The organism is Pandoraea captiosa (genome assembly GCF_902459775.1).
Classification (GTDB): Bacteria; Pseudomonadota; Gammaproteobacteria; order Burkholderiales; family Burkholderiaceae; genus Pandoraea; species Pandoraea captiosa.
The window spans coordinates 717,739-739,763 of sequence record NZ_CABPSQ010000001.1 but is presented as its reverse complement, the minus strand read 5'-3'; the positions used below and the strand labels follow the sequence as shown (position 1 = coordinate 739,763).

The window sequence follows — 22,025 nt, the reverse complement described above, 5'->3', positions numbered from 1 at the left end:
GGATTATATAGAAATGACAAATGCCCCGCAAAGACTTGGCCGAGTTTGCCCATGCCCCGTGGTGGGCCTTGGGGCAGGGAGTCATGGGCGACCCTGATCAGGCCGTGGCGCCAAAAGAAAAGCGGCGCCACTCGGGCGCCGCCATATCTGAACTGTCGGGAAATGAGGGAATCCTCGAAAGAAGACTACGTCGACGATATCCCCGCCCGCCTGGCCGCCGCCGCTTCACCGGCATCCAGCTCGGCGAGAATATCGCCCGTGTGCGCCCCGGGCGCAGGCGGATCGAGACGCGTGACCGGGCTCTGTCCATTGAGTCGGACGGGCGAGACGATGGTGTGGCTCGTCTCGCCGCTGGGCAGCACCATCGGACGCACCCATCCCATATGCGCCACCTGCGGGTCGGCCAGCACTCGCGAATACGTACTGATTTCGGTACACGGCACGCCCACGGCGACGAGTCGGGCCAGCCAGACCCCGCGATCTTCCGCGACGAACACCGCTTCGAGCACATCGCGCAGCGCCGCCTGATGACGGGCGCGCTCGCGTGCATTGCCAAACCGCGGATCGTCGAGCAGATCCACACGATGCACCAGCGCGCAAATCGCCTGCCAGTGGTCCGATGCGTCGAGGTCCATGCCGAAGTATCCATCCCGGGCGCGGAACGTGGGCCACGGAGCCGACGGCCCACCGAAACGCTGCCCAGAGGTCTCCCCTTCGCCGTCCAGCGGCGTGGCCAGCGGCGACGCTTTCGTCGGTTCCACCGCCTGCGCGAGCCGTTGACGCTGCCACGTCGTTGCCGGTGCATCCCGGTCGCTCTGAGGCATGAGCGCCGAAGGCTGCACCAGCCCCGCGCGCTGCGCGGCTTCGGCGCCTGCGTCACCGGCACGCAACGCCGCGATCGCGAGTGTCGCTCCAAGCATCGGCACGTCGATATGCACACCGCTGCCGTGCTGTTTGGCCGACACGAGCGCCGCCGACACGGAGAACGCGGCATAAAGTCCGGCAGCCAGATCCGCCACCGGCAGATCGCGCGGCGGTTCGGCGCCCTGCGATACGGCACCGAGCATACCTCTTAGCGCTTCGAGCGCGGGCACGCCTGCCGCCTGCGCGGCAGAGCGCGGGCCATCCTGACCGAATGCGGAAATCGACACATAGACCAGATGCGGCTGCACGCTCGCCAGCGTGTCGTAACCGAGCCCGGCGCGCGCCAGAGTGCCCGGCGGCATGCATTCGATAACGACGTCCGCGCCGCGCACGAGCGTATGCGCAAGACTGCGGCCTTCCAGCGTGAGTAAATCGAGGGCAACGGAGCGCTTGTTGCGCCGCAAGCCCAATTGCGCCGACTCGCCGAGCGGGCTTCGACTATCGTTGGCGATGTCGTCGACAGGATCGTCGACCATGATGACGTCCGCGCCCATGTCGGCCAGCAGCATGCCGCAATAGGCGCCTGCCGCGCCGCGACAGAACTCGATGACGCGAATCCCCGTAAGTGGTGCGTTCAATATCTGACCCCTATTTGCCTGACGGTTTATTGTTGTTTTCAACCCTTGGCAACCGTCTGACGCGGCGTTGACGCATTCTAGAACAGTTATTCGGCGCCGGTCACTGCGAAAAAATCGCGGGTCCGGCGCACGTTGCCGCCGGGCAACAGCGCCGTCCATACGGGCGTTCGCGTCATGCGCCTGACATGAGCGTCAGCGCGTTGGCCGGTCGACCGCGCCCGGCTCGCACAGTCCATCCCGCATTACAACCAACCGGCCTTCCGAAATTTCAGGAACAGCAGCGTATCGATGACGACCATCGCGGCCAGACACACCGGATAGCCATACGGAAACTTCAATTCGGGAATGTCGGCAAAGTTCATGCCGTAGATCCCCGCGATCATCGTCGGCACAGCGAACAGCGCGGCGAACGATCCGAGGCGCTTGGTCGTTTCGTTTTCGGACAGCGAAATCATGCCGAGATTGACCGACAGCGCCGTGGTCACCATTTCGCGCAGCAAATCGATGTTTTTCGTAATGCGCTGCAGGTGGTCGAACACGTCGCGGAAGTACTCCTGCATGCCACCGCACAGCTTCGGCGCCATGGCCCCGAAGAGCTTGCTGACTGCCTCCATGAGCGGCACGCAGGCATGTTGGAGCGTGATGAGCCGACGCTTGAGCTGGTACAGATCCTCGATGATCGCCCTGCCCTTGTTGGGCGCATTCGGCGTGAATATCTGCTCTTCGATGGCTTCGAGTTGTGCTTCGAGATCGTCGAATACCGGGAAGTAGCTGTCGACGATCGCGTCCATCAATGCGTAGAGCACGAAGATCGAACCCTGGCGTAGCAGGTGCGGCTCCTTCTCTGCGCGGGCGCGCACCGCCCCGAGGCCCTGCGTGGCGTTCGAGCGCACCGAGAGCACATAGTTGTGCCCGGCGAAAATCGCCACTTCGCCGATGGAAAAGTCCCCGACCTCGTCTTTGTTAAGCACGTGAAGCACGGCGAAGAGCGAGTCGCCGTACTGTTCGATTTTCGGACGCTGGTGACCATGCTGCGCGTCTTCGACGGCCAGGTCGTGCAGGCCGAACTCGTGTTGCATCTGCGCCAGTTCGCCCGGTCCGGGATCCTTGAGCGCCACCCAGACGAAACAGTGCGGACGCTCAAGATAATCCGAGATTTCATCGGGGTGGAGATCGGCAATCTTGCGGCCATCCTCATAGGCCACGCAATTCACTAGCATTCGTCTTCCTGTTCGAGGCGGCTGCCATGCCGCTTGCACGCAACGCAGGCACCGGCAGACACGCGGACATGGCGACGAATGTCGCGACCGTTTCGCGACGGTTACGCGACCGTTACGCGTTGTGTGTCTCCCGCACCTGCGCCGTCGGTTGCAGCGGCAGCCGGATATGAAGAATGCCCGCCTCCATTTCCTTGTCTTCGACAAATCCGAGATGACGGGCGAGTGTCAGCATACGCGTATTTGCCGAGAGCACATAGCCGATGAGTTCCCCAGTGCCCCGCTTGCGGCTGTAGTCCACGATGTGTTCCATGAGCGCGCGGCCCAGCCCGCGCCCCTGCGCCGCCGGACTCACCGTGACCGCGAACTCCGCCACGGTATTGTCAGGATCGGCGAGCGCCTGCACGACGCCCAGCAATCGCGTGTTGCCCGCTTCGTCCTTTTCCGTGGCCACAAACGTCATGGCCCGGTCGTAATCGATCTGTGTGACGCGCGCCATCTGCGAATGCGACAACTCCTTGATCAGTCCGAAGTAGCGAAACTGCACGTCCTCCGGCGTAAGCGTGTGGAAGAACGCGTTGTAGGCAGGCTCGTCCTCCGGGCGGATCGGGCGCACCCGTACCGGCTTGCCGCCTGCATCCACCGTGCTTTCCAGTTCCTGCGGATAAGGGGCGATGGACAGGCGCCCATGCCCCGGCACGGCGGGCGGGCGCGCCACGATGCGGGCGTCGAGCGCGAGAACGCCATGGGCGTCGGCAAACAGCGGGTTGATGTCGAGCTCTGCGATTTCCGGCACGTCGCAGACCAGTTGCGAGAGCTTGACCAACGTCAGATAAATGGCTTCGTGATCGGCGGCCGGCCGGTTGCGGTAGCCGGCCAGCAATTTCGACACGCGCGCCCGGGCGACCATGTCGCGCGCGAGATTCAGGTTCAGCGGCGGCAGCCCGATCGTACGGTCCGCAATGACCTCGACGGCAGTGCCGCCCTGTCCGAACAGCAGGACCGGTCCGAACACATTGTCGGTCGCCACGCCGACGATGAGCTCGAACGCCTCGGCCCCATTCGCCATGCGCTGCACCGAGTAGCCGGTCACACGGGCTTCGGGTTTCGCCGCCAGCGCCCGCTTGCGAATCTGCCGTGCCGACTCGACCGCCTGCTCCGGCGTCTCGATGTTGAGCACGACACCCCCGACATCCGACTTGTGCGTAATGTCGGGGGAAATCAGTTTGACCGCCACAGGAAAGCCGATGCCTTTGGCGAGTTCTCCGGCCAACTCCGGCGTCTCGGCCACGAGCGTCTCGACCACAGGAATGCCGTACGCCGACAACACCCCCTTGGCTTCCGGCTCCGTGAGCAACGCGCGCCCCTCTCGCATGGCGCTGTCGACGATGGCACGCACGCGCGCCACGTCGGGCGCAAAACCCGGCGGAATCGACGGAGGCGTTTCCATCAGCAGCGCCTGGTTACGCCGGTAATTGACGGCTTCGAGAAACGCCCGCGCGGCATTTTCCGGCGTGTCGTAAGTGGGCAGCCCCGCTTCGCGGCAGATGCGTCGCGCGCGCTCTGCGGTGTCCCCGCCGAGCCAGCAAGTGAAGACGTTCTTGGAAGGTCTGGGGAGCGCGGCCAGCGCGTTCGCGACATCCAGACTGGGCATGACGGCCGTGGGTGCCTGAATGAACAGCACCGCAGCCGTCTCCTGGTCTTCGCAAAGCGCGGCCAGCGTAGCCGTATAGCGTTCGAGATCGGCGTCGCCACCGATATCGACCGGATTCACACGGCCGAGCGTCTTCGGCAACACGGCGTCAAGTGCGTCGCGTGTCTTGTCGCCCAGGTGCGCGAGCTTGCCGCCGTCGAGCACGAGCGCGTCGGTCGCCATCACGCCGGCGCCGCCACCGTTGGTCATGATCGAGAGCTTGTCGCCGACGAACGGTCGCAGACGCGCCAGTGTCTCGACCGCCGCGAACAGTTCGTCGGTGGTGTCCACGCGCAGCATGCCGGCGCGCCGGATCGCGGCGTCGTACACATCGTCCGATCCGGCGAGCGCACCCGTATGCGACGCCGCCGCCTGTGCGCCTTCGGGCACACGGCCCGACTTGATGACGACCACCGGCTTGTTGCGCGCTGCTGCGCGCGCTGCGGACATGAACTTGCGCGCGTCGCGAATCGATTCCATGTACATCAGAATCGCATCGGTGCCGGGGTCGCTCGCGAGGTAATCGAGCATGTCGCCGAAGTCCACGTCGGCACTGTCGCCCATCGAAACGAAATGGGAAAAGCCGATCTCACGCGCATCGGCCCAGTCGAGCACGGCCGTGGTCAGCGCCCCCGACTGCGAAACGAAAGCGAGCTTGCCCGCCCGTGCGCCCATGTGCGCAAAACTGGCATTCAACCCAATGCCGGGACTTAGCAGCCCGATACAGTTCGGCCCGAGAATACGGAGCACGTGCGGCTTCGCGTTCCGCAGCATGCGTTCCTGCAATGTCACGCCATGCCGGTCCTTTTCACGGGCCAGGCCGGAGGTCAGCACCACCACCGCGCGCGTGCCGCGCTCGCCCAACTCCCGGACGAGCCCGGGCACGGTCGCGGGCGGCGTACAGATCACGGCGAGGTCGGGGGCCTGCGGCAGATCGCTGACGTCGCGGTAACACGTCAGGCCAGCGAGCGTCGAGTACTTAGGGTTGATGGGATAGATGTCCCCTTTGAAGCCCCCGTCGATCACATTCTGGAGCACGGTCGTCCCCACGCGCCGCTCGCGATTGGACGCACCGATCACGGCGACCGATTTCGGCTGGAACATCTGGCTCAGATTACGGGTGGTCATGGTGACTCCGGGGGATGTGGGGAGGACAGGCAGCGCAGGACACACAGGGGGAAGACGTGCAAGCGCACGCAAGCGCATGCAAGCGCGCGCCCCGCATCGTGCCGGGGCGCGCGCTCGTCAATGCAGCATGGGCTCCCGCACGGGAAGCCCGACAACCGGATTACTCGCCGCGCAAGTGCGCCTCGACTTTCCACAGGTGATCGTCGACACCGCGCGAGATTTCGGTGAAGACGTCGGACGTGGTGGCGTCGCCGATCTGCGCAGACGCATCGATCAGCCCGCGAACGATCTCGCCGTATGCGGCGAGCGCTTCGGCAAGCGCGGCTGCGTGATCGAGCCCGCGCTTGAATTCGTTCTTGTACGTCGGCAACTCCGTCTTCTGGGCGACGGTCTGCACACGCCCGTCCGCCACGCCGCCCAGTGCCACGAGACGCTCGGCGCACAGATCGGCCCACTCGATTGCCGCGTTGTAGACCTCGTCGAACAGCAAATGCAGCTCGATAAAGCCCGGGCCATGCACGTTCCAGTGCGCCTGCTTCGCCTGACGCTGCACATCGATGCCGTTGATCAGCCCGCGGTTGAGTTGATTGACTGATTCGATACGGATCTTTTCACCGAGGGTGTTACGCGTATGATTCAAAGCCATTTGACACTCCTGACGTCTGGCGACCGGCAGGTCGCCGGGGGGAAGCCGTCGGCACCGGGCGCCGGCATGACACGCTCATTGCGCCATGAGAGGGGTCCGGGCGGACGAAGGGAATCGAATGCGTTTCACGAAAACAACAACAGATGACACTATCCGGCATGCCCCGACGGCGCCTGCGACAGCCCGTGTGTCGCGCCTCGCAGCCTGAAGCCCGCCACCACCAGCAACACGCCCCATACGATGGCCCAGGATCCGATGGCCCAGATCAGCGCAAGCGCGCCCGCGCCCGGCTGCCACATGATGAAGATGGCGAACAGAATGCTGAAAACACCGGAGAGAATGACCCACAGCTCGCCCTTGACCTCGCGCCGCAACGCGATGCCGGCGGCCACCTGCAACACGCCGGTGACGAAACTCCAGGCCACGATATAGATAAGCAACGCAACGGCGGTCAACGCCGGGTTGAGATAAGTCAGGACTCCGATGACAATGCCTGCGATGCCCTGCAATAACGGCAGCCACCAGTCGGCATGCTCCTGACGCGCGCTCCATGCGCCACCGAGCGAAAAGACGCCGTCGACGAACGAAAACGCGCCGAAACACAGCACCAGCACCGCAATCGTGACGCCGGGCAACGCAAAGGCCGCGATGCCGAAGATCACGGCCAACACACCGCGCAGCACAAGCAACCACCAGTATTTCGACAGAAGTCTGAGCATGGCATCCCTCTCGTGAAATAACCGCAGGCAGCGACTACGGGCGACTGACGGCCTACCACACGTTTGATGTGAGCAGGCGCCCGATGCGCGTAAGAGGTCATTCTAGAGAGGCCTTCGACGTCAGATCAAGTGAAATATGTGCGAAAGCTTGTGCAACCTGCACCCGCTTTGACGCGCGTCATTTCTTTCCGCTTCGTTCCGCCTGCCGCCGGCTCCCTCCGCTTCCCCCCGCGCGCCCCTACTCCCGCCACCGGACCCTGCACGGCCGTCTCGGACACGCCGCCCGACATTGTCCCGCCGCTCCCCACGATTGCCCGCCATCGCACGCCATCGCACGCCATTCCCCCGCCGCTATTGCGACATACCGTCGCATCCCTCGACGTCACCGCACCATCGTTGCCTTCGCGCCGCGTTTGCGTGCGCACTGCGTGATGTTGAACCATGCGCGTTGCGCGTATACGGACGGCACGCGTGGAGCGGCAGTCGCACCATCGATTGGGACGATTCCGAAAGCTTTCTGAGCGCGCATATTTCGGGCAAATGCCTTCATAAACTACGTAAAAAGCGCCCCAAAAGCGTCCAAATCATGTCTGAAAAGTGTCCCAAAGGCGCCCGAAATACGACGCGTAAACAGGCGTAACGCCAACGCGATGATCAACGTCGATATCGTAGTCCCCGCAATACAACTTCGAATTTTCACATAGGACTCCTAAGGAGAAACATCATGAATGGACCGCAACGCTGCCTGGCCTTCGCCGCAGTGGTCGCCGTGCTGGGGCATCACGCCCTATCGCATGCAGCCGTCTACTCCAATGGTTCGGCAACCGCACAAATGCGCGTGCAGTTGACGATTCTTCCCGGCTGCACGATCGCCGCCACGCCGATGACGTTCAACGCGGTGCAAGGCTCGGCGACGGGACCGGTGGCGAGCACCTCGTCGCTTACGGTCGTCTGTACAGCGTCGACGGGATACAACATCGGCCTGAACGCCGGCACGGTGCCGAACTCGACGGAGACGAACCGGTTGCTCGCGGGGACCCTCACCGGGAATACCACCACCATTCCGTTCGGGCTGTTTCAGGACGCCAGCTACGCCACTCCCTGGGGCAACACGCAAGGCTCGAACACGCTGGGCGACTCCGGCACCGGCGTAGTCAAGACGTACACGGTCTACGGGCAAGCCACGCTGTCGGCCACCATGCCCGCGCCCGACGTCTACTCGTCGACGGTCACGGCCACCGTCTACTTTTGACATGCCGGGGTCACCATGACGGTCACGAGTCCCAAGAGACGATGCGTTGTCCGGCGGCCCACGGCCTACGCCTGCGGGGGTGCGTTCGTCGCCATGCTGATGCTGTGCGTGACCGACAGCAACGGCGCCACGCTACAGGTCTCGCCGGTCATCGTCAATATTCTGCCGACGCAACCGGCCACCACGTTGACGCTGGGCAATTCGGGCGACCTGCCGATCCACGGTCAGTTGCGGTTGTACGCCTGGACGCAGCGCAACGGCGACAACGTGCTCACGCCCACGCAAGCCCTGATCGCCAGCCCGCCGATCGTGCGCATCGAACCCGGCGAGCGGCAGATCGTGCGGCTCGTACACGTGGCGCGCAAGCCCGATGGCAACGAGCAGAGCTATCGGCTACTGGTCGACGAACTGCCCTCGGTCGACGCGCCCGCCTCGGACGGCGTATCCATTCGCCTGCGTTACTCGCTGCCTGTGTTCGTCCAGACGAACCGTTCGCGTTCGCCATCGCTGCGCTTCGACATGCGCATGGCGCGCGGTGAACTGGAGGTCCGCAACGACGGGGAACGGCACGCGCAACTGGGCGCCACGCGCGTGCTCGACGCTTCGGGGCGAAGTGTCGAACTCGCGCGCGGCCTGCTCGGTTACGTGCTTGCGGGCCAAACGCGCCGCTTCGCGGTGCGCTGGCCCGCCGGTGCACCGCCCGTCGCCCCGTTCACGGTGGAGTCGCGCGTCGACGCCGTCCCGATGCGCTTTGACGCCGATGTCTCGCCGGATGGCGAACGCTAACCGTGTGCGCGTGCGCCGCAAGCGAGCGGATCGTCAGGCACGCCATTACCCGGTGCACGCCCAGTGCGCCACGACAGGCGTCGCGGCAACGACGTCGATGACTGTCGCGCTTGCCGTCTGGACGACGTTTGCATGGGCGACGTTCGCGTGCGCGCCGGCCTGTGGCAAACCGGCCCGGGAGCCTGCCCCCGACATGGCGTCTGCGGCGAAGGTCGCCGACACATCGCCACGCCCGGCATCACCGGCATCACTGGTAACGCCGCGCGGCACGACGTTGTTCGACGACGCGACGCTGACGGCGGCAAGCCCTTCGGCCCCCGTGCGCAACGGCGGCATTTCCCGGCTCGACGGCCCCTACATGCTCGAAGTGCTCATCAACGGCGAATCGACCGGGCGCCTGGCCCCCTTCACCCGACGGCAGGGGCGCTGGTACGCCAAGGCGGGCGACTTGCGCGCGCTGGGTCTGGCCGCTCGCGGGCTTCCCGACGCACGCGCTGCCGAGGTTGCCCTCGACTCGCTCGACGGCATTCGCACCGCCTACGACGCCTCGCAACAAACGCTCGCGCTCACAGTGAGCGACACCTGGCTCACGCCCTATCGATTGGGCAGCCCGCCACCGCCCGTCATCCACGCGTCGGCAGACCCGGGGCTGATCGTCAACTACGACGGCTACGTGCAGCGCGACCGGTTCACGCGGACCTCGCTCTGGAGTGAAGTGCGCGGGTTCTGGTCCGACGGCACCGTGCAGCAAACCGGCCTCGCGGAATACTCCCGCTGGCGGCGTGGCTATCGACGATACGACACGTGGTGGCAGCACGACGACCCCACGCGCCTGAGCACATGGATTGCGGGCGACCTCATTACCGGCTCGCTGTCCTGGACCCGTTCGCTACGCATCGCAGGCCTGCAATGGCGGCGCAACTTCGCGCTTCGCCCCGATCTCGTCACGTTTCCGATTCCTGCCTTGCATGGCAGCGCCGTCGTCCCCTCCTCCGTCGACCTATACCTGGACGGCGTGCGGCGCATGAGCGAACGCGTCCCGCCCGGCCCATTCGTCATTCAGGAGACGCCGGGACTCACGGGAGACCTGCAAGCAAGCGTGGTCACGCGAGACGCGCTCGGGCGCGAGCAGATCACGACCATTCCGCTCTACATCGACCCTCGTCTGCTTGCCCCCGGTCTGTCGAGCTTTTCCGTAGAAGCCGGTTTGCCGCGAGACGATTACGGCGTACGGTCGTGGTCATATCGCCACGCGCCGGTCGCCTCAGTCGCCGCACGTTACGGTGCGACGGACACCGTGACGGTCGAAGCGCAGGCCCAGGCAGGGCGACGCCTCGCGATGAGCGGCGCCGGCATGCTCGTGGCGCTGGGTCAGGCCGGTGTTCTGAGCGCGTCTGTCGCCGTCTCGGCTGGGCACGGGGCGGGCAGCCAATGGAGTACGGGCTATCAATATCTGTCGCGACGCCTGAGCGTCGACGCGCAAATGATCCGCACGGCGGGACGCTACCGCGACATCGCCACCCTCGACGGCCTGCCCGTGCCGCGTGCCAGCGATCGCGTGAGTGTGTCCGTGCCCATTGCGCGCGGCAGCACGGCGTCGTTGGCATGGTTCGCGCAGCGCACCCCGCGCCAACGTCCCACCCGTGTGCTTTCTGCAAGTCTGACGCTGCCCGCGGGCACGCGAGGCATGCTGTCGGTCGGCGGCTTTCGCGACTTTGCACGCCGCAGCGCGCACGGCATTTTCGCGATGCTCAGCGTGCTGCTTGGGGGTGGCGTGCAAGGCGCAGGCGACGGGAATGCCGCGCTAGGCACCGCGTCGTTCAGCCAGCAGGACGGACAAACGCAGGCATGGGCAGGCGCCAGCCACCCCCCCGACTACCGCGGCGGCTGGGGGTGGCAGGTGCTGGGCGGGCGGGCATTCTCGCAGCGAACGATGCAAGGCGAAGTCCGGTACCTCGGGCGCCACGGGGAGGTGTCCGCGCTCGCGCAACAGGTGGGGCGACGCTCAAGTGCGGCCTTCGGCATGACGGGCGCGCTCGTCGTCATGGACAACAGCGTGCATGCCACGCGACGCACGTACGACGCCTTCGCACTGGTGAGCACCGACGCGCAAGCCCACGTACCGGTGCTGCGCGAATCGATCCCTGTCGGGCATACCGATTCGCGCGGTTATTTCCTCGTGCCGGACCTGAACGGCTTCGAAGCGTCGCGCATCGGCATCGATCCCATGCATCTGCCTGCCGATCTGGAAGTCGTGACGACCGAGCGACGTGTGGCGCCACAGGCACGCAGCGGCGTGCTCGTGCACTTTCCCGTGCGACGCTACCGGGCCGCGCTCGTCACGCTCCTCGACGCTGCGGGACAGCCGCTGCGCCCGGGCACGGCGGTGCGCCACCTGCAAAGCGGCGTAGTGACGGTCGTGGGTTACGACGGGGACGTGTTCATCGACGCGCTCGTGGCACGCAACACGCTGGAGTCGCGCGACGCGGGGCAACGCTGTCGCGTGTCGTTCGACTGGACGTCACCTCGGCACGGCCGTATCGCGCGCGTGGGCCCCCTGACGTGCGTGGCCTTCGGCGCGCTGGCGACGGACAAGGCGCCGCCTTGGGCTGGCGCGGCGACGACGGAATCGAACGCGACACCCGGGCCCGTGCCATCCGCACAGGAGAATCGCTCATGACGCGCGCTCATGGCAGGCATATCGCATCACTCACCCTTACTTTCGCCGTGCTCGTCATCGGAAACCTCGCCCTGAAACCCGGCGCGTACGCGCAGACCTGCTCGATCGGCACGCCCAGCCTCGCCTTCGCCGCCTTCAGCCCCATCTCCGGCTTTGCGGTGACGGCAACCGGCACGTTTCCCGTGTCGTGCACCTGGCCCGCGCTCGGCGGTAATCCCAACGTCAAGCTATGTCTCGCGCTCGGCGCCACGCAACCACTCGGACTCACCAGCCCGGGTAACGCCGGGACGATCATCAACTTCGGACTATTCACCGACGCCTCGTTCTCCAACGCCTGGGGCAGCAGCGCGAGCAATGTGATCTCGCTCACGATGGTTCGCCCCCTTCTGGGCGGAACCGTTACCCAGAACGTTAACTTCTATGGCAGCATCCCGGCCGGGCAAACGACCGTGCCCACGTCAGGCAGCGGCAACACCCTCTACTCCCGCACATTTGTGTCGGCCGAGACGTCGCTGCAATATGCGTCCTATGCCGCGCTCGCTCCGGCGCCCGCATGCGGCAGCGCCATGACGGCCGTGCCGGGTGCGCCCTTCACCGTCAGCGTGACGGTCATCAACAACTGCACGATTGCCGCGACCAACATCACGTTCGCCACCCAATCGACGCTGGCCAGTCCCGTACCCGCCACCGGACAACTGACGGTGCAGTGCACGAATAACGACGCGTTTCGCGTCGGTCTGTCGGGGGGATTGCAAGGCACTGTCGCGTCGCGCGCCATGACGGGGCCGACATCGAGCGTGAGCTATCAGCTATATCTGGACAGCGGCTACGCCACCGTTTGGGGGGACGGCACATCCGGCACATCGCAACTCACCGGTGTGGGCACCGGTCTGGTTCAGGCGGTGCCGATCTATGCGCGAGTACCGGCACAATCGACGCCGCCTCCCGGGGTCTACACCGACACGGTGACGGCCACGATCGAGTTCTGAGGACCAGCAGGGCCGACGGGGCCAATGCGGGCGACGGATCGCGGGCGACCTGCTCGCCGACGACATCCAGCACGCGGCAGCGGCAAAGCGACCTGCACAGCCTAGACGGCCTCGGCACGCGGCGGCTTGAGCGGCAGCACTTGTATGCGATCGCCGTGTTTGACCCCCAACGCCTGGGCGGCGTGCGCCGTCATCGAAAACGCGCGGCGCTCGGGGCGGCCTGTCAGGAGCGTGGCACGGAAGCCTTCGAGACTCAGACAGGCAACGAGATACGGTTCGGCATGGGCCACGGCCGGGGCCGGGGCCGTATTGCCGCTCTCGGATGTCACGATATTGACCGACAGATATCGACTGTCGCGCGCCGCGCGCAAATCGGCCACCCGGGCTTCGAGCACCGGCCCGCTGTCGAAAATGTCGACATGCGCACCGGAGCGCATTCCCTCCTGTTCCAGCAAACGACGCGCCGGGAGCGTGTCCCGATGTGTGACGCCGATGGCCGCCTGCGCCTGCGGCGACAGGAAATCGACGTAGATCGGGTACTTCGGCATCAGTTCGGCAACGAACGATTTCTTGCCGATGGAGGTCAGGTAGTCGGCCTGATCGAAGTCGATCTTGAAGAAGTGCTGGCCGAGCGACTGCCAGAACGGGCTTTGCCCTTCGTCGTCGAAGAATCCACGCAATTCGGCGCATACCTGCGGGCCGAAGCGTTCCGGAAACTGCGCCATGAACAGAAAGCGCGCTTTGGATAACAACGCCCCGTTTCCATGGCCCCGCCACTTCGGATTGAGCAGCAAGGAACACAGTTCGCTGTAGCCGGTTAGATCGTTGGAAAGCGAGAGCGTCAGCATGCGCGACCAGACATTGAGCTCGCGGCTCGCATGCACGATGGTGTCTTTGCGGTACGTGTAGAACGGCTGGTCGAGCCCGACGGCAGCCTCCAGCCCGCACACGCCGGCAATTTCGCCGGTGTCCACGTCTTCCATCACGAACAGATAGCCCTGCTCGGCTGTGGGCGCCGTGCCGCCGAGCGTCGCCGCCACTCGCGCCAGACGCGCTTCGAGCGCGGCCCGGTCCGGCTTGAACGATGTCATGCCGGGGCCAGCCAGCGTCGCCAGTTCCAGCAGCGCGGGCAAATCGGCGGGATGCGCGAGCCGCACCACACGCAATGAATTCGCCGCGCCCTCACCCGTGAGGCTCGCGTCCGTGCCGGCATCGGCCACGGGGGCCTGTGTGTGGCCTGTCGCTTTCACAGGGTGCGTGGTGTGCGTGGCGTGCGTCATGTGCAGCATCCCGTCAAATGGATGAAACACGGGCCGGAGCGACGTCTCCCGTCGGTCCGGCCCGTCGTCGTGGGCATGGGCTCAGGTCCTGACGCTCAACAACGCGATCAGGCGGCCTTTGCCGTTGCAGCCACCGTAGCGACCGCCTTGTCCAGCGATGCGAGACCCGCGTCGATGTCGGCGAACGGAATGTTCAGCGACGGCGCGAAACGCACCACATCGCCGCCCGCCACCAGCAGCATCAGACCGTGCTTTTCCGCCTCGACCACGATGTCCTTCGCGCGTCCGGCGAATGCGGGCTTGAGCACCGCGCCGATGAGCAGGCCCATGCCACGCACCTGCTCGAACACGCCGTGACGCGCATTGATCGCTTCGATGCCCTTGATGAAGTGATCGTGACGCGCCTGCACGCCCTTGAGCGTTTCAGGCGTATTGATCAGCTCCAGCACGCGACCGGCAATGGCCGTGGCGAGCGGATTGCCGCCATACGTGCAACCGTGCGTGCCCGGCGAGAAGCTCGCCGCGATCTTGCTCGTGGTCAGAATGCCGCCGATCGGATAGCCGTTGCCCAGCGCCTTGGCCGTGGTCAGGATGTCCGGCGTTACGCCATATTGCTCGTACGCGTAGAGCGTGCCGGTACGACCGACGCCCGTCTGCACTTCGTCGAAAATCAGCAACGCACCGTGTTGATTGCACAGCTCGCGCAGCCCCTTCAGGAATTCGGGATCGGCGGGCAGCACGCCGCCCTCGCCCTGAACCGGTTCGACGATGACCGCCGCGGTCGCGTCCGAAATCGTCGCCTTGACGGTCTCGAGATCGTTGTACGGCAGATGCATGATGCCGGCCGGAATCGGACCGAAGCCTTCGGTGTACTTCGCCTGACCGCCCACGCTCACCGTGAACAGCGAGCGCCCGTGGAACGAGTTGTAGAACGAAATGATCTCGCTCTTTTCCTTGCCACCGCGCTCGGCGGCATGGTCGTAGGCGTAACGACGCGCGAGTTTGAGCGCGGCTTCGTTGGCTTCGAGACCCGAATTGCAGAAGAACGCCTTGTCGGCGAACGTCGCTTCGGTCAGGGCCTTGGCCAGACGCAGCACCGGCTCGTTGGTGTAACCGTTACCGATGTGCCAGACCTTGCGGGCCTGCTCCTCGATGACCTTCACCAGTTCCGGATTGGCATGGCCGAGCGCGTTGACCGCGATGCCGCCGGTGAAGTCGACATACTCGCGACCTTCCTGATCCCACATGCGCGAGCCTTCGCCGCGCACGGGCACCATCTGGGCAGGAGCGTAATTGGGCACCATCACGTCGTCGAACGTCTGGCGGGTCACAGCGATTTGCTGGCTCATGACTACCTCGTGAAATCGGAGTGCAATCTGCGATTGCGGGGCAGGCCCGGAAAATGGTCGCTGCCCTGTGAAAAAAACCTGGCGGTGGCTCAGGGTGCCTGCGACGCGCCGGCACATGAAGTCACTTGGCGCGCGTACCCTCGCATTGTAATCAGATGCGGCGCGCCGATGTACCTCCATCGCGCGCCGACATCGTGAGAATTACAGGACTTTGCGCAAGAATTCGCGCGTGCGCTCGTGCTTGGGCGCCGTGAAGATCTGCTCGGGCTTGCCTTCTTCCATGATCACGCCCTGATCGATAAAGAAGACACGATCGGCGACTTCGCGGGCAAACCCCATTTCGTGGGTCACCACGACCATGGTCATGCCCTCTTCCGCGAGCGACTTCATGACTTCCAGCACTTCACCGACGAGCTCCGGATCGAGCGCCGACGTCGGCTCGTCGAACAGCATGACCGTGGGGTGCATGGCCAGCGCACGAGCGATGGCCACGCGCTGCTGCTGACCGCCGGAGAGCTGGTTGGGGAACGCATCGATCTTGTCGATCAGGCCCACCTTGCGCAGCAGTTGCTCGGCAATCGTCACCGCCTCCTGACGCTTGATACCGTTGACCTGCATCGGCGCGAGAATCAGGTTCTCGAGCACCGACATGTGCGGGAACAGGTTGAAGCGCTGGAACACCATGCCCACGCTCGCGCGCATGGCGTTCATGTCGGTCTTCGGGTCTTCCACGTGAAAACCGTTGACGAGCACTTCACCGCCGCTCACGTCTTCCAGACCGTTCAGGCAACGCAGGAAGGTGCTCTTGCCCGAGCCCGAAGGCCCGATCACGCAGACCACTTCCTTCTCTTCGATGCGGCACGAAATGCCGCGCAGCACGTGCGACTCGCCGTACTGCTTTTGCAGGTTATTGACGACGATCACCTTTGCCGTACCTCGTTTCCAGATGTTGAACAAATGCCGACAGCACCAGCGTGATCACCCAGTAGATGAGCGAAATCGTCAGATACGGCTCCCAGTAACGCGCATAGGCGCCCGATACGGTGCGCGCGGCGTAAGCGAGTTCCGCCAGACCGATGGCCGACGCAAGCGACGAGTCCTTCACGATGGCGATGGCGTTGTTGCCCAGCGGCGGCAGCATGCGACGAAACGCCTGCGGCAGCACCACTTTGCGCAGCGTCTGCATGTAGGTCATGCCGAGCGAGCGCGCGGCTTCCGCCTGCCCACGATCGATCGACTGGATACCCGCGCGGAAGATTTCCGACACGTACGCGCCCGCGTTCAGCGAGATGGCCAGCACGGCCGACATGAACGCGCCGTACTGCGAGCGGATTTCACGGGCAAAGTCGCCACTGACGATCAGACCACCCGACGGGTTGATCAGCACCGGCATCAGCGCGAAGTGGATCAGCAGGATCTGCACGAACAGCGGCGTGCCACGGAAAAAGCTGACGTAGAAGCGCACCGGATATTGCACCGCATAGCGCAGGAAATACTTGTAGAAGCCATGACGCGCCTCGGCCAGTCGGCCGACGCCCAGCACAAGCCCAAGCAACGTGCCGGCGATCACACAGATCACCGTGCACTTGAGCGTCATCAGCGTGCCCTCGACGAACAGGGGCATGTATTCGCTGATGATGTTCCACTGGAACCCACCCATGAAGCACCTTTCTCACAAAATGAAACGAACCGGCTGCCCGGCAGAAAAACGCTCGCGGCCCGGGGGTTGATGTCGGCAGTCGACGATCAGCTCACGGGCCGCGAGTGGCCAGAGTCTCTGGCGCGCGTGGCGCGAATCTTACACGCGTTGAATGGTGCTCGCCTGTTTACTGCTGCGGCAGGGTCGGCACGTCGGCATCGAACCACTGCTTGTAGATCTTGGCGTACGTACCGTCGGCCACGATCTTCTTCAGGCCGGTGTTGATCTTGTCCAGGGCGACCTTGTTGCCCTTCTTCACGGCAATACCGAAGTACTGACGCTTGAACTTGTTGTCATAGACCAGCTTGAACGGCTTTTCCGGATGGCTCTTGATGTAGAACTTGATCACGCCGACATCGCCCACGGCAGCGTCCACACCACCGCGATACAGTTCTTCGAGCATCAGCGGCGTGTTGTCGAAGCGACGGATGGCCGTGCTGGCACGGCCCAGCTCTTCCGACACGGCGATATCGCCCGTGCTCGAATTCACCACACCGACCTGGAGCTTCTTGAGATCGGCCAGCCCTGCGACCTTGGCGCCCGGGGCGGTGATGATGACCTGATCGGCCGGGAAGTACGGTGCCGAGAAGTCGACCATTTCGCGGCGCTTGTCGGTAATCGTGATGCCGGAAATGATGATGTCGCGATCGCCCTGATCGAGCGTGGCGAAGATGCCTTCCCACGGGGTGCTGACCAGCTTGACGTTGAAGCCGCCGGCCTTGCCGACCGCCTTGATGATGTCGATATCGAAGCCGACCAGTTCCTTTTGCGGCGTTTCGAATTCGAACGGACGGTACGTGCCGCCGGCGCCCACGGTGTAGGTGGGATCGGCTGCCTGCGCGGCCGGCAGCGCGGCGAAGGTCGTCAGAATACAAGCGGCGGCCAGCACCAGGCGCTTCGTCAACATATTGATTTCCTTGGCGAGAATTCTTGAAAGAGCGCAATGATACTCCTCGCTGCCCCCGAAACGTAAAAAACCCGCCGAAGCGGGTTTTCACGTTGCGCTCTCGCGACGCGAAGCGAAATTCTCACCAGACGATAATGCCGACAAAGCGGGCCGGGGATGCGCAACACCTCGCTTGCAGCGTCGTGCCACCCCATGCCGTCTGCTGCCGTCTGCTGCCGTCTCCTGCCGTCCCCTGCCGAGCGCATCAGATTCAGAATGCGCCCGCCGCAATCGGTCCGGCGGCCTCGCCGGGACCGAAAACCACGTCGCGATACGTCTTGCCCGCGGGAATCATCGGATAGACATCGTCTTCGCGCGCGACGAGCACATCGAGCAAATACGGCTCGCTCGGGTCCGCCAGCATGCGAGCCAGCGCGGCGGGCAGTTGTTCTGCACGGGTCACGCGCGCGCCCGCCACACCGTATCCTGCCGCGATCGTCACGAAGTCCGGGTAAGGATGGCCCTCGTCGGCCCCCAGCGCCGCGTTGGGATCGACCAGCGACGACGCCACACGGTTACGCGCATAGATCATGTCCTGCCACTGCCGCACCATGCCCAGCCACTGGTTGTTGATGACCAGCACCTTCACACCCAGGCCGTAGCGGCGGCACGTCGACAGTTCGTTGACGGACATGTTCAGGCTGCCGTCTCCGTCGATATCGATGACCGGCACGTCGGGAAGCGCCACTTTCGCGCCGATCGCGGCCGGCAGGCCGAATCCCATCGTTCCAAACCCGGCACTGGAGAGAAACGTGCGCGGCTCGCGAAGACGCAAATGCTGCATGGCCCACATCTGGTGCTGCCCCACGCCCGTCGTGACGACCGCTTCCGGCGGCAGCAACGCGGCGAGCGCGGCAATGACGTCCACCCCGGTCAGCACACCCGCATCGTCAGGGCTGGCGGCTTGCGGCGCGCGCAGCGGGTGCGCTTCGCGGCGCTCGCGCAAATAGGCATGCCATGCCGGCACGTCGCGGCGCTTCGCATGCGCCAGCAGACCCGTGAATGCATCGCGCAGGTCGGCGTGCACTCCAAGCGTGACCGGTTTGTTCTTGCCGATTTCTGCGGCGTCCACGTCGATGTGGACGATTTTGGCGTGACGGGCAAAGGACGCCGGATCGCCGATCACCCGATCGTCGAACCGCACCCCGAGTGCCAGCACGAGATCTGCCTCGTTGACGGCGACATTGGCGACATACGCCCCATGCATGCCGAGCGGGCCGAGCAGGAGCGGATGGGTGTCCGGCACCGCCCCCAGCCCCATCATGGTGAGCGCGACCGGACAATCGAGCGCCTCGGCCAACGCCACGAGTTGCGCCCCGGTGCCCGAGGCGATCACCCCGCCCCCGGCATAAATCACCGGCCGTTCGCTTTGCGCAAGCAATGCGGCAATGCGTTGCGCCGTTTCGTCGCTCATCCCCGCAGGCACGGCGGAGGTGAAGCGCTTGTCCGTGGGCTGGTCGGGACGCGCCTGCTGGATGTCCTTCGGGAAGTCGAGCAACACCGGGCCGGGGCGTCCCGCCAGCGCGCAGGCCGCCGCTTCGCGCAGCGCCGCCGGGATGTCGCGCGCTTCGCGCACCTGACGGGCCAGCTTCGTGACCGGCTTGGTAATGGCGACGATGTCCACTTCCTGGAATGCATTCTTGCCCAGCCAGTGGGTCGCCACGTTCCCGGTTATGGCAAGGATCGGCACGGAATCGCTGGCCGCGTCGGCAATCCCCGTGACGAGATTGGTGGCGCCCGGCCCCGACGTGGCGAGACATACGCCCAGCTTGCCGGTCGCACGGGCGTAGCCCTGCGCGCCGAAGACAGACCCCTGCTCGTGCTCGGTCCGCACCAGCGTGATGGACACGCGCGAGAGGGCGTCGAGCATTTCGAGATTGGCCCCGCCCGGATAGCAGAACACCGTATCGATGCCAATATCGACCAGCGTACGTGCAATGAGATCTGCGCCTTTGGCAGACAACGGAGCAACGGGCTGGGCGACGGCACCGGTCGCGGCTTCGGCAGCGGGCAAAGTCAAATCGAGTTTCATGGGTATGGGGTTTCCTGCGGGTTCAAACGAGCTTGAGGGAAGGCTTGCGGCAAATAGCGCACATAGGATGAAAGTTTACGGGGATCGCTCGGTAAATGCTTCGCGTATCGTTGACAAAAGCACGTCGATTTCACATGATTCATTCAATTTTTACCCGACATGGGAATAAATCATGCAACTCGATGAATTTGACGAGAAAATTCTCGCGCTCCTGCAGGAAGACGCGTCGCTCTCGGCGGCACAGATCGGCGACCGGATCGGATTGTCGCAATCGCAGTGCTGGCGCCGGATCGACAGGCTGGATGCCGAAGGCGTGATCGAGCGACGCGTCGCACTCGTCGATCGGAAGAAGGTCGGGTTGAACGTGATGCTATTCGCTCACGTAAAACTGGCGGGCCATAATCGCAGCGCGCTACCCGAATTCTCGAAGGCGATACAGGAATTCCCCGAAGTGCTCGAATGTCACGTGCTCATGGGCAACGTCGACTTCCTGCTTCGCATCGTGACACGCGACGTCGAGGCCTATGAGCGCTTCTTCTTCGAGCGCCTCTCCCAATTGCCGATGGTGCAGGAAGTCAACTCCATGATTGCGCTTTCCCAAATCAAGTCGACAACGGTTCTGCCGATCGGCAACGCAAGGGACAGTGCACCGGGCGGCAAAGGTGGCGTTTGAGGCGCCGCGCTACGTTGGACAGCACCCACGCAAGTCTCTATCCTTAAGCATCCACTACGGGAGCCTCGCATGAAACGTTGGTTCGGAATGACTGCCGCTGCCGCCATCGTCGGCGTAACGGCCTGGTGCATGATCCCCGCCCACGCGGCGTTGCAAAACGGCGCATCGGCGCCCGACTTCAAGGCCCAGGCGTCGCTCGGCGGCAAAGTCTTCACCTTTTCGCTTGCCGACGCGCTCAAGCAAGGCCCCGTCGTCCTGTACTTCTATCCGGCCGCATTCACGGCGGGCTGCACGATCGAAGCGCACGATTTCGCCGAGGCAACCGACGCATTCAAGGCTATGGGCGCCACCGTCATCGGCGTTTCACACGACAACATCGACACACTCAACAAATTCTCCGTGTCCGAGTGCCGCAGCAAATTTGCCGTCGCTGCCGACACCGACCAGAAGATCATGAAGTCGTACGACGCGGTGCTCGCGCTCAAGCCGGATATCGCCAATCGCATTTCGTACGTGATCGCCCCCGACGGCAAGGTGATCTACAGCTACGTCAGCATGGATCCGGACAAGCACGTGCAGAATACGATGGCGGCGGTTCGAAAGTGGCACGAGACGCATCGCTGATGCCGCACGTCGTGTGATTTCGTCGTGTGATTCGCGCGTTGTCTGCATGACCGGTTTCACTCGCATTGTTTGTCTGCCCGCTTTACCTGCGTCACGGCTTCACCCCGCTTTTCAGCGCTTTACCGATGAGGACGGCATGAGCACGGCACCACCTACCGCGAGGGCGATCGCCCGCGCACAGACCCGCAGCGAGGAACTCGCCAACAGCCTCAGTCACGGTCTCGCCTGTCTGGCGGCTCTCGCGGCGATTCCGTTTCTCTTCACGGCCGTACGCCCCGCGTTGCCCAGCCCGAGCACGGTGCAACAGATCGGCATCGGGGTGTTCGCCGTCACGATGGTGGTGGTCTATCTGGCGTCCGCCCTCTATCACGGGTTGCCCGACGGACGCGCAAAACGCCTGTTCATGCGGGTCGACCACTGCGCGATCTTCCTCTTCATCGCCGGCACTTACACGCCCTTCACCGTCAAGATTCTCAACGACCCGTGGGGCTGGCCGCTGCTCACCGGCGTATGGACGATGGCCATCGCCGGTCTGATTGCCAAATCGCTCGGCCTGCTCGACCGCCCGCTCGTCTCCACACTGCTCTACATCGCGCTTGGCTGGGTGGCCGTGCTGGTCGCCGGACCGGTGCTCGCGGCCATTCCTGGCCCAGGTGCCGGATGGCTGTACGCCGGGGGCGTGGCTTATACCGTCGGGGCGATCTTTTATTCCCTCGACGGCCACATCAAGTTCGGGCATCTGGTCTGGCATCTGTTCGCCATCGGCGGCACCGTTTGCCACTACCTTGCCGTGTGGCGCTACGTCTGACC

At 64.4% G+C, this 22,025-nt stretch carries 18 protein-coding genes; 7 read left to right on the top strand and 11 right to left on the bottom strand.

Features of this window, described 5'->3' with window-relative positions; genetic code table 11:
* Positions 1-185: 185 nt before the first annotated feature.
* The 5 genes from PCA31118_RS03160 to PCA31118_RS03140 all read right to left on the bottom strand — a co-directional run bounded on the left by PCA31118_RS03160 (position 186) and on the right by PCA31118_RS03140 (position 6,905).
* A complete protein-coding gene (locus PCA31118_RS03160) occupies positions 186-1,502 on the bottom strand; it encodes a CaiB/BaiF CoA transferase family protein (RefSeq protein WP_174990310.1) in 1,317 nt (438 codons plus the stop codon).
* A gap of 242 nt (positions 1,503-1,744) precedes the next feature.
* Positions 1,745-2,722: a magnesium/cobalt transporter CorA gene (gene corA / locus PCA31118_RS03155; RefSeq protein ID WP_150622862.1), complete on the bottom strand. Its 978-nt coding sequence runs from the start codon at positions 2,720-2,722 to the stop codon at positions 1,745-1,747.
* 112 nt (positions 2,723-2,834) lie between these two features.
* Positions 2,835-5,540, bottom strand: coding sequence for a bifunctional acetate--CoA ligase family protein/GNAT family N-acetyltransferase (locus PCA31118_RS03150; protein WP_150622860.1), 2,706 nt, complete (start codon positions 5,538-5,540; stop codon positions 2,835-2,837).
* 160 nt (positions 5,541-5,700) lie between these two features.
* The gene (gene dps, locus PCA31118_RS03145) at positions 5,701-6,186 is read right to left on the bottom strand and encodes a DNA starvation/stationary phase protection protein Dps (RefSeq protein ID WP_150622858.1); all 486 of its coding nucleotides are present in this window, start codon (positions 6,184-6,186) and stop codon (positions 5,701-5,703) included.
* Positions 6,187-6,335: 149 nt separating this feature from the next.
* The gene (locus PCA31118_RS03140; protein ID WP_150622856.1) at positions 6,336-6,905 is read right to left on the bottom strand and encodes an HdeD family acid-resistance protein; all 570 of its coding nucleotides are present in this window, start codon (positions 6,903-6,905) and stop codon (positions 6,336-6,338) included.
* A 724-nt stretch (positions 6,906-7,629) separates the two neighbouring features.
* On the opposite strand from PCA31118_RS03140, the gene PCA31118_RS03135 reads away from it, so the two are divergent.
* The 4 genes from PCA31118_RS03135 to PCA31118_RS03120 are packed head-to-tail and all read left to right on the top strand — an operon-like array spanning position 7,630 to position 12,612.
* Positions 7,630-8,157 carry a Csu type fimbrial protein gene (locus PCA31118_RS03135; RefSeq protein WP_150622854.1) on the top strand — a complete coding sequence of 176 codons (528 nt, stop codon included), beginning with the start codon at positions 7,630-7,632 and terminating at the stop codon, positions 8,155-8,157.
* Between the two features lie 15 nt (positions 8,158-8,172).
* A complete protein-coding gene (locus tag PCA31118_RS03130; RefSeq protein ID WP_150622852.1) occupies positions 8,173-8,943 on the top strand; it encodes a fimbrial biogenesis chaperone in 771 nt (256 codons plus the stop codon).
* On the top strand, positions 8,930-11,623 hold the full coding sequence (locus PCA31118_RS03125) for a fimbria/pilus outer membrane usher protein (RefSeq protein WP_174990309.1): 2,694 nt from the start codon (positions 8,930-8,932) through the stop codon (positions 11,621-11,623). The genes PCA31118_RS03130 and PCA31118_RS03125 overlap by 14 nt, the downstream gene beginning before the upstream one ends.
* The gene (locus PCA31118_RS03120; RefSeq protein WP_150622847.1) at positions 11,620-12,612 is read left to right on the top strand and encodes a Csu type fimbrial protein; all 993 of its coding nucleotides are present in this window, start codon (positions 11,620-11,622) and stop codon (positions 12,610-12,612) included. The genes PCA31118_RS03125 and PCA31118_RS03120 overlap by 4 nt, the downstream gene beginning before the upstream one ends.
* 101 nt (positions 12,613-12,713) lie before the next feature.
* On the opposite strand, the gene astA is transcribed toward PCA31118_RS03120, so the two are convergent.
* The 6 genes from astA to ilvB all read right to left on the bottom strand — a co-directional run bounded on the left by astA (position 12,714) and on the right by ilvB (position 19,918).
* Positions 12,714-13,778 (bottom strand): arginine N-succinyltransferase, encoded by a 1,065-nt coding sequence (astA, locus tag PCA31118_RS03115; RefSeq protein ID WP_174990345.1) that lies wholly within the window; start codon positions 13,776-13,778, stop codon positions 12,714-12,716.
* A gap of 221 nt (positions 13,779-13,999) precedes the next feature.
* The gene (locus PCA31118_RS03110) at positions 14,000-15,241 is read right to left on the bottom strand and encodes an aspartate aminotransferase family protein (RefSeq protein ID WP_150622843.1); all 1,242 of its coding nucleotides are present in this window, start codon (positions 15,239-15,241) and stop codon (positions 14,000-14,002) included.
* 201 nt (positions 15,242-15,442) lie between these two features.
* Positions 15,443-16,165, bottom strand: a complete 723-nt coding sequence (locus PCA31118_RS03105; protein ID WP_150622841.1) for an amino acid ABC transporter ATP-binding protein — start codon at positions 16,163-16,165, stop codon at positions 15,443-15,445.
* A complete protein-coding gene (locus tag PCA31118_RS03100; protein ID WP_044455952.1) occupies positions 16,149-16,901 on the bottom strand; it encodes an amino acid ABC transporter permease in 753 nt (250 codons plus the stop codon). The genes PCA31118_RS03105 and PCA31118_RS03100 overlap by 17 nt, the downstream gene beginning before the upstream one ends.
* Positions 16,902-17,067: 166 nt before the next feature.
* Complete coding sequence (locus tag PCA31118_RS03095; RefSeq protein WP_084070636.1) at positions 17,068-17,847, bottom strand: basic amino acid ABC transporter substrate-binding protein; 780 nt, start codon at positions 17,845-17,847, stop codon at positions 17,068-17,070.
* A 250-nt stretch (positions 17,848-18,097) separates the two neighbouring features.
* Entirely contained in the window at positions 18,098-19,918 is a 1,821-nt protein-coding gene (gene ilvB / locus PCA31118_RS03090; protein WP_150622839.1) for a biosynthetic-type acetolactate synthase large subunit, read from the bottom strand.
* A gap of 172 nt (positions 19,919-20,090) precedes the next feature.
* On the opposite strand from ilvB, the gene PCA31118_RS03085 reads away from it, so the two are divergent.
* The 3 genes from PCA31118_RS03085 (at position 20,091) to trhA (ending at position 22,023) form a co-directional block, all read left to right on the top strand.
* Complete coding sequence (locus tag PCA31118_RS03085; protein WP_150622837.1) at positions 20,091-20,591, top strand: Lrp/AsnC family transcriptional regulator; 501 nt, start codon at positions 20,091-20,093, stop codon at positions 20,589-20,591.
* Between the two features lie 69 nt (positions 20,592-20,660).
* On the top strand, positions 20,661-21,215 hold the full coding sequence (locus tag PCA31118_RS03080) for a peroxiredoxin (protein WP_150622835.1): 555 nt from the start codon (positions 20,661-20,663) through the stop codon (positions 21,213-21,215).
* Between the two features lie 136 nt (positions 21,216-21,351).
* A complete protein-coding gene (trhA, locus tag PCA31118_RS03075) occupies positions 21,352-22,023 on the top strand; it encodes a PAQR family membrane homeostasis protein TrhA (protein WP_150622832.1) in 672 nt (223 codons plus the stop codon).
* Positions 22,024-22,025 lie beyond the last annotated feature (2 nt).

Coding starts and splice junctions, on each gene's coding strand:
- dps (WP_150622858.1), bottom strand. CDS start 6,186: ATGGCTTTGAATCATACGCGTAACACCCTCGGTGAAAAGATCCGTATC.
- PCA31118_RS03130 (WP_150622852.1), top strand. CDS start 8,173: ATGACGGTCACGAGTCCCAAGAGACGATGCGTTGTCCGGCGGCCCACG.
- PCA31118_RS03150 (WP_150622860.1), bottom strand. CDS start 5,540: ATGACCACCCGTAATCTGAGCCAGATGTTCCAGCCGAAATCGGTCGCC.
- PCA31118_RS03080 (WP_150622835.1), top strand. CDS start 20,661: ATGAAACGTTGGTTCGGAATGACTGCCGCTGCCGCCATCGTCGGCGTA.
- PCA31118_RS03125 (WP_174990309.1), top strand. CDS start 8,930: ATGGCGAACGCTAACCGTGTGCGCGTGCGCCGCAAGCGAGCGGATCGT.
- trhA (WP_150622832.1), top strand. CDS start 21,352: ATGAGCACGGCACCACCTACCGCGAGGGCGATCGCCCGCGCACAGACC.
- PCA31118_RS03085 (WP_150622837.1), top strand. CDS start 20,091: ATGCAACTCGATGAATTTGACGAGAAAATTCTCGCGCTCCTGCAGGAA.
- ilvB (WP_150622839.1), bottom strand. CDS start 19,918: ATGAAACTCGATTTGACTTTGCCCGCTGCCGAAGCCGCGACCGGTGCC.
- PCA31118_RS03095 (WP_084070636.1), bottom strand. CDS start 17,847: ATGTTGACGAAGCGCCTGGTGCTGGCCGCCGCTTGTATTCTGACGACC.
- PCA31118_RS03100 (WP_044455952.1), bottom strand. CDS start 16,901: ATGGGTGGGTTCCAGTGGAACATCATCAGCGAATACATGCCCCTGTTC.
- PCA31118_RS03120 (WP_150622847.1), top strand. CDS start 11,620: ATGACGCGCGCTCATGGCAGGCATATCGCATCACTCACCCTTACTTTC.
- PCA31118_RS03135 (WP_150622854.1), top strand. CDS start 7,630: ATGAATGGACCGCAACGCTGCCTGGCCTTCGCCGCAGTGGTCGCCGTG.
- PCA31118_RS03140 (WP_150622856.1), bottom strand. CDS start 6,905: ATGCTCAGACTTCTGTCGAAATACTGGTGGTTGCTTGTGCTGCGCGGT.
- corA (WP_150622862.1), bottom strand. CDS start 2,722: ATGCTAGTGAATTGCGTGGCCTATGAGGATGGCCGCAAGATTGCCGAT.
- PCA31118_RS03110 (WP_150622843.1), bottom strand. CDS start 15,241: ATGAGCCAGCAAATCGCTGTGACCCGCCAGACGTTCGACGACGTGATG.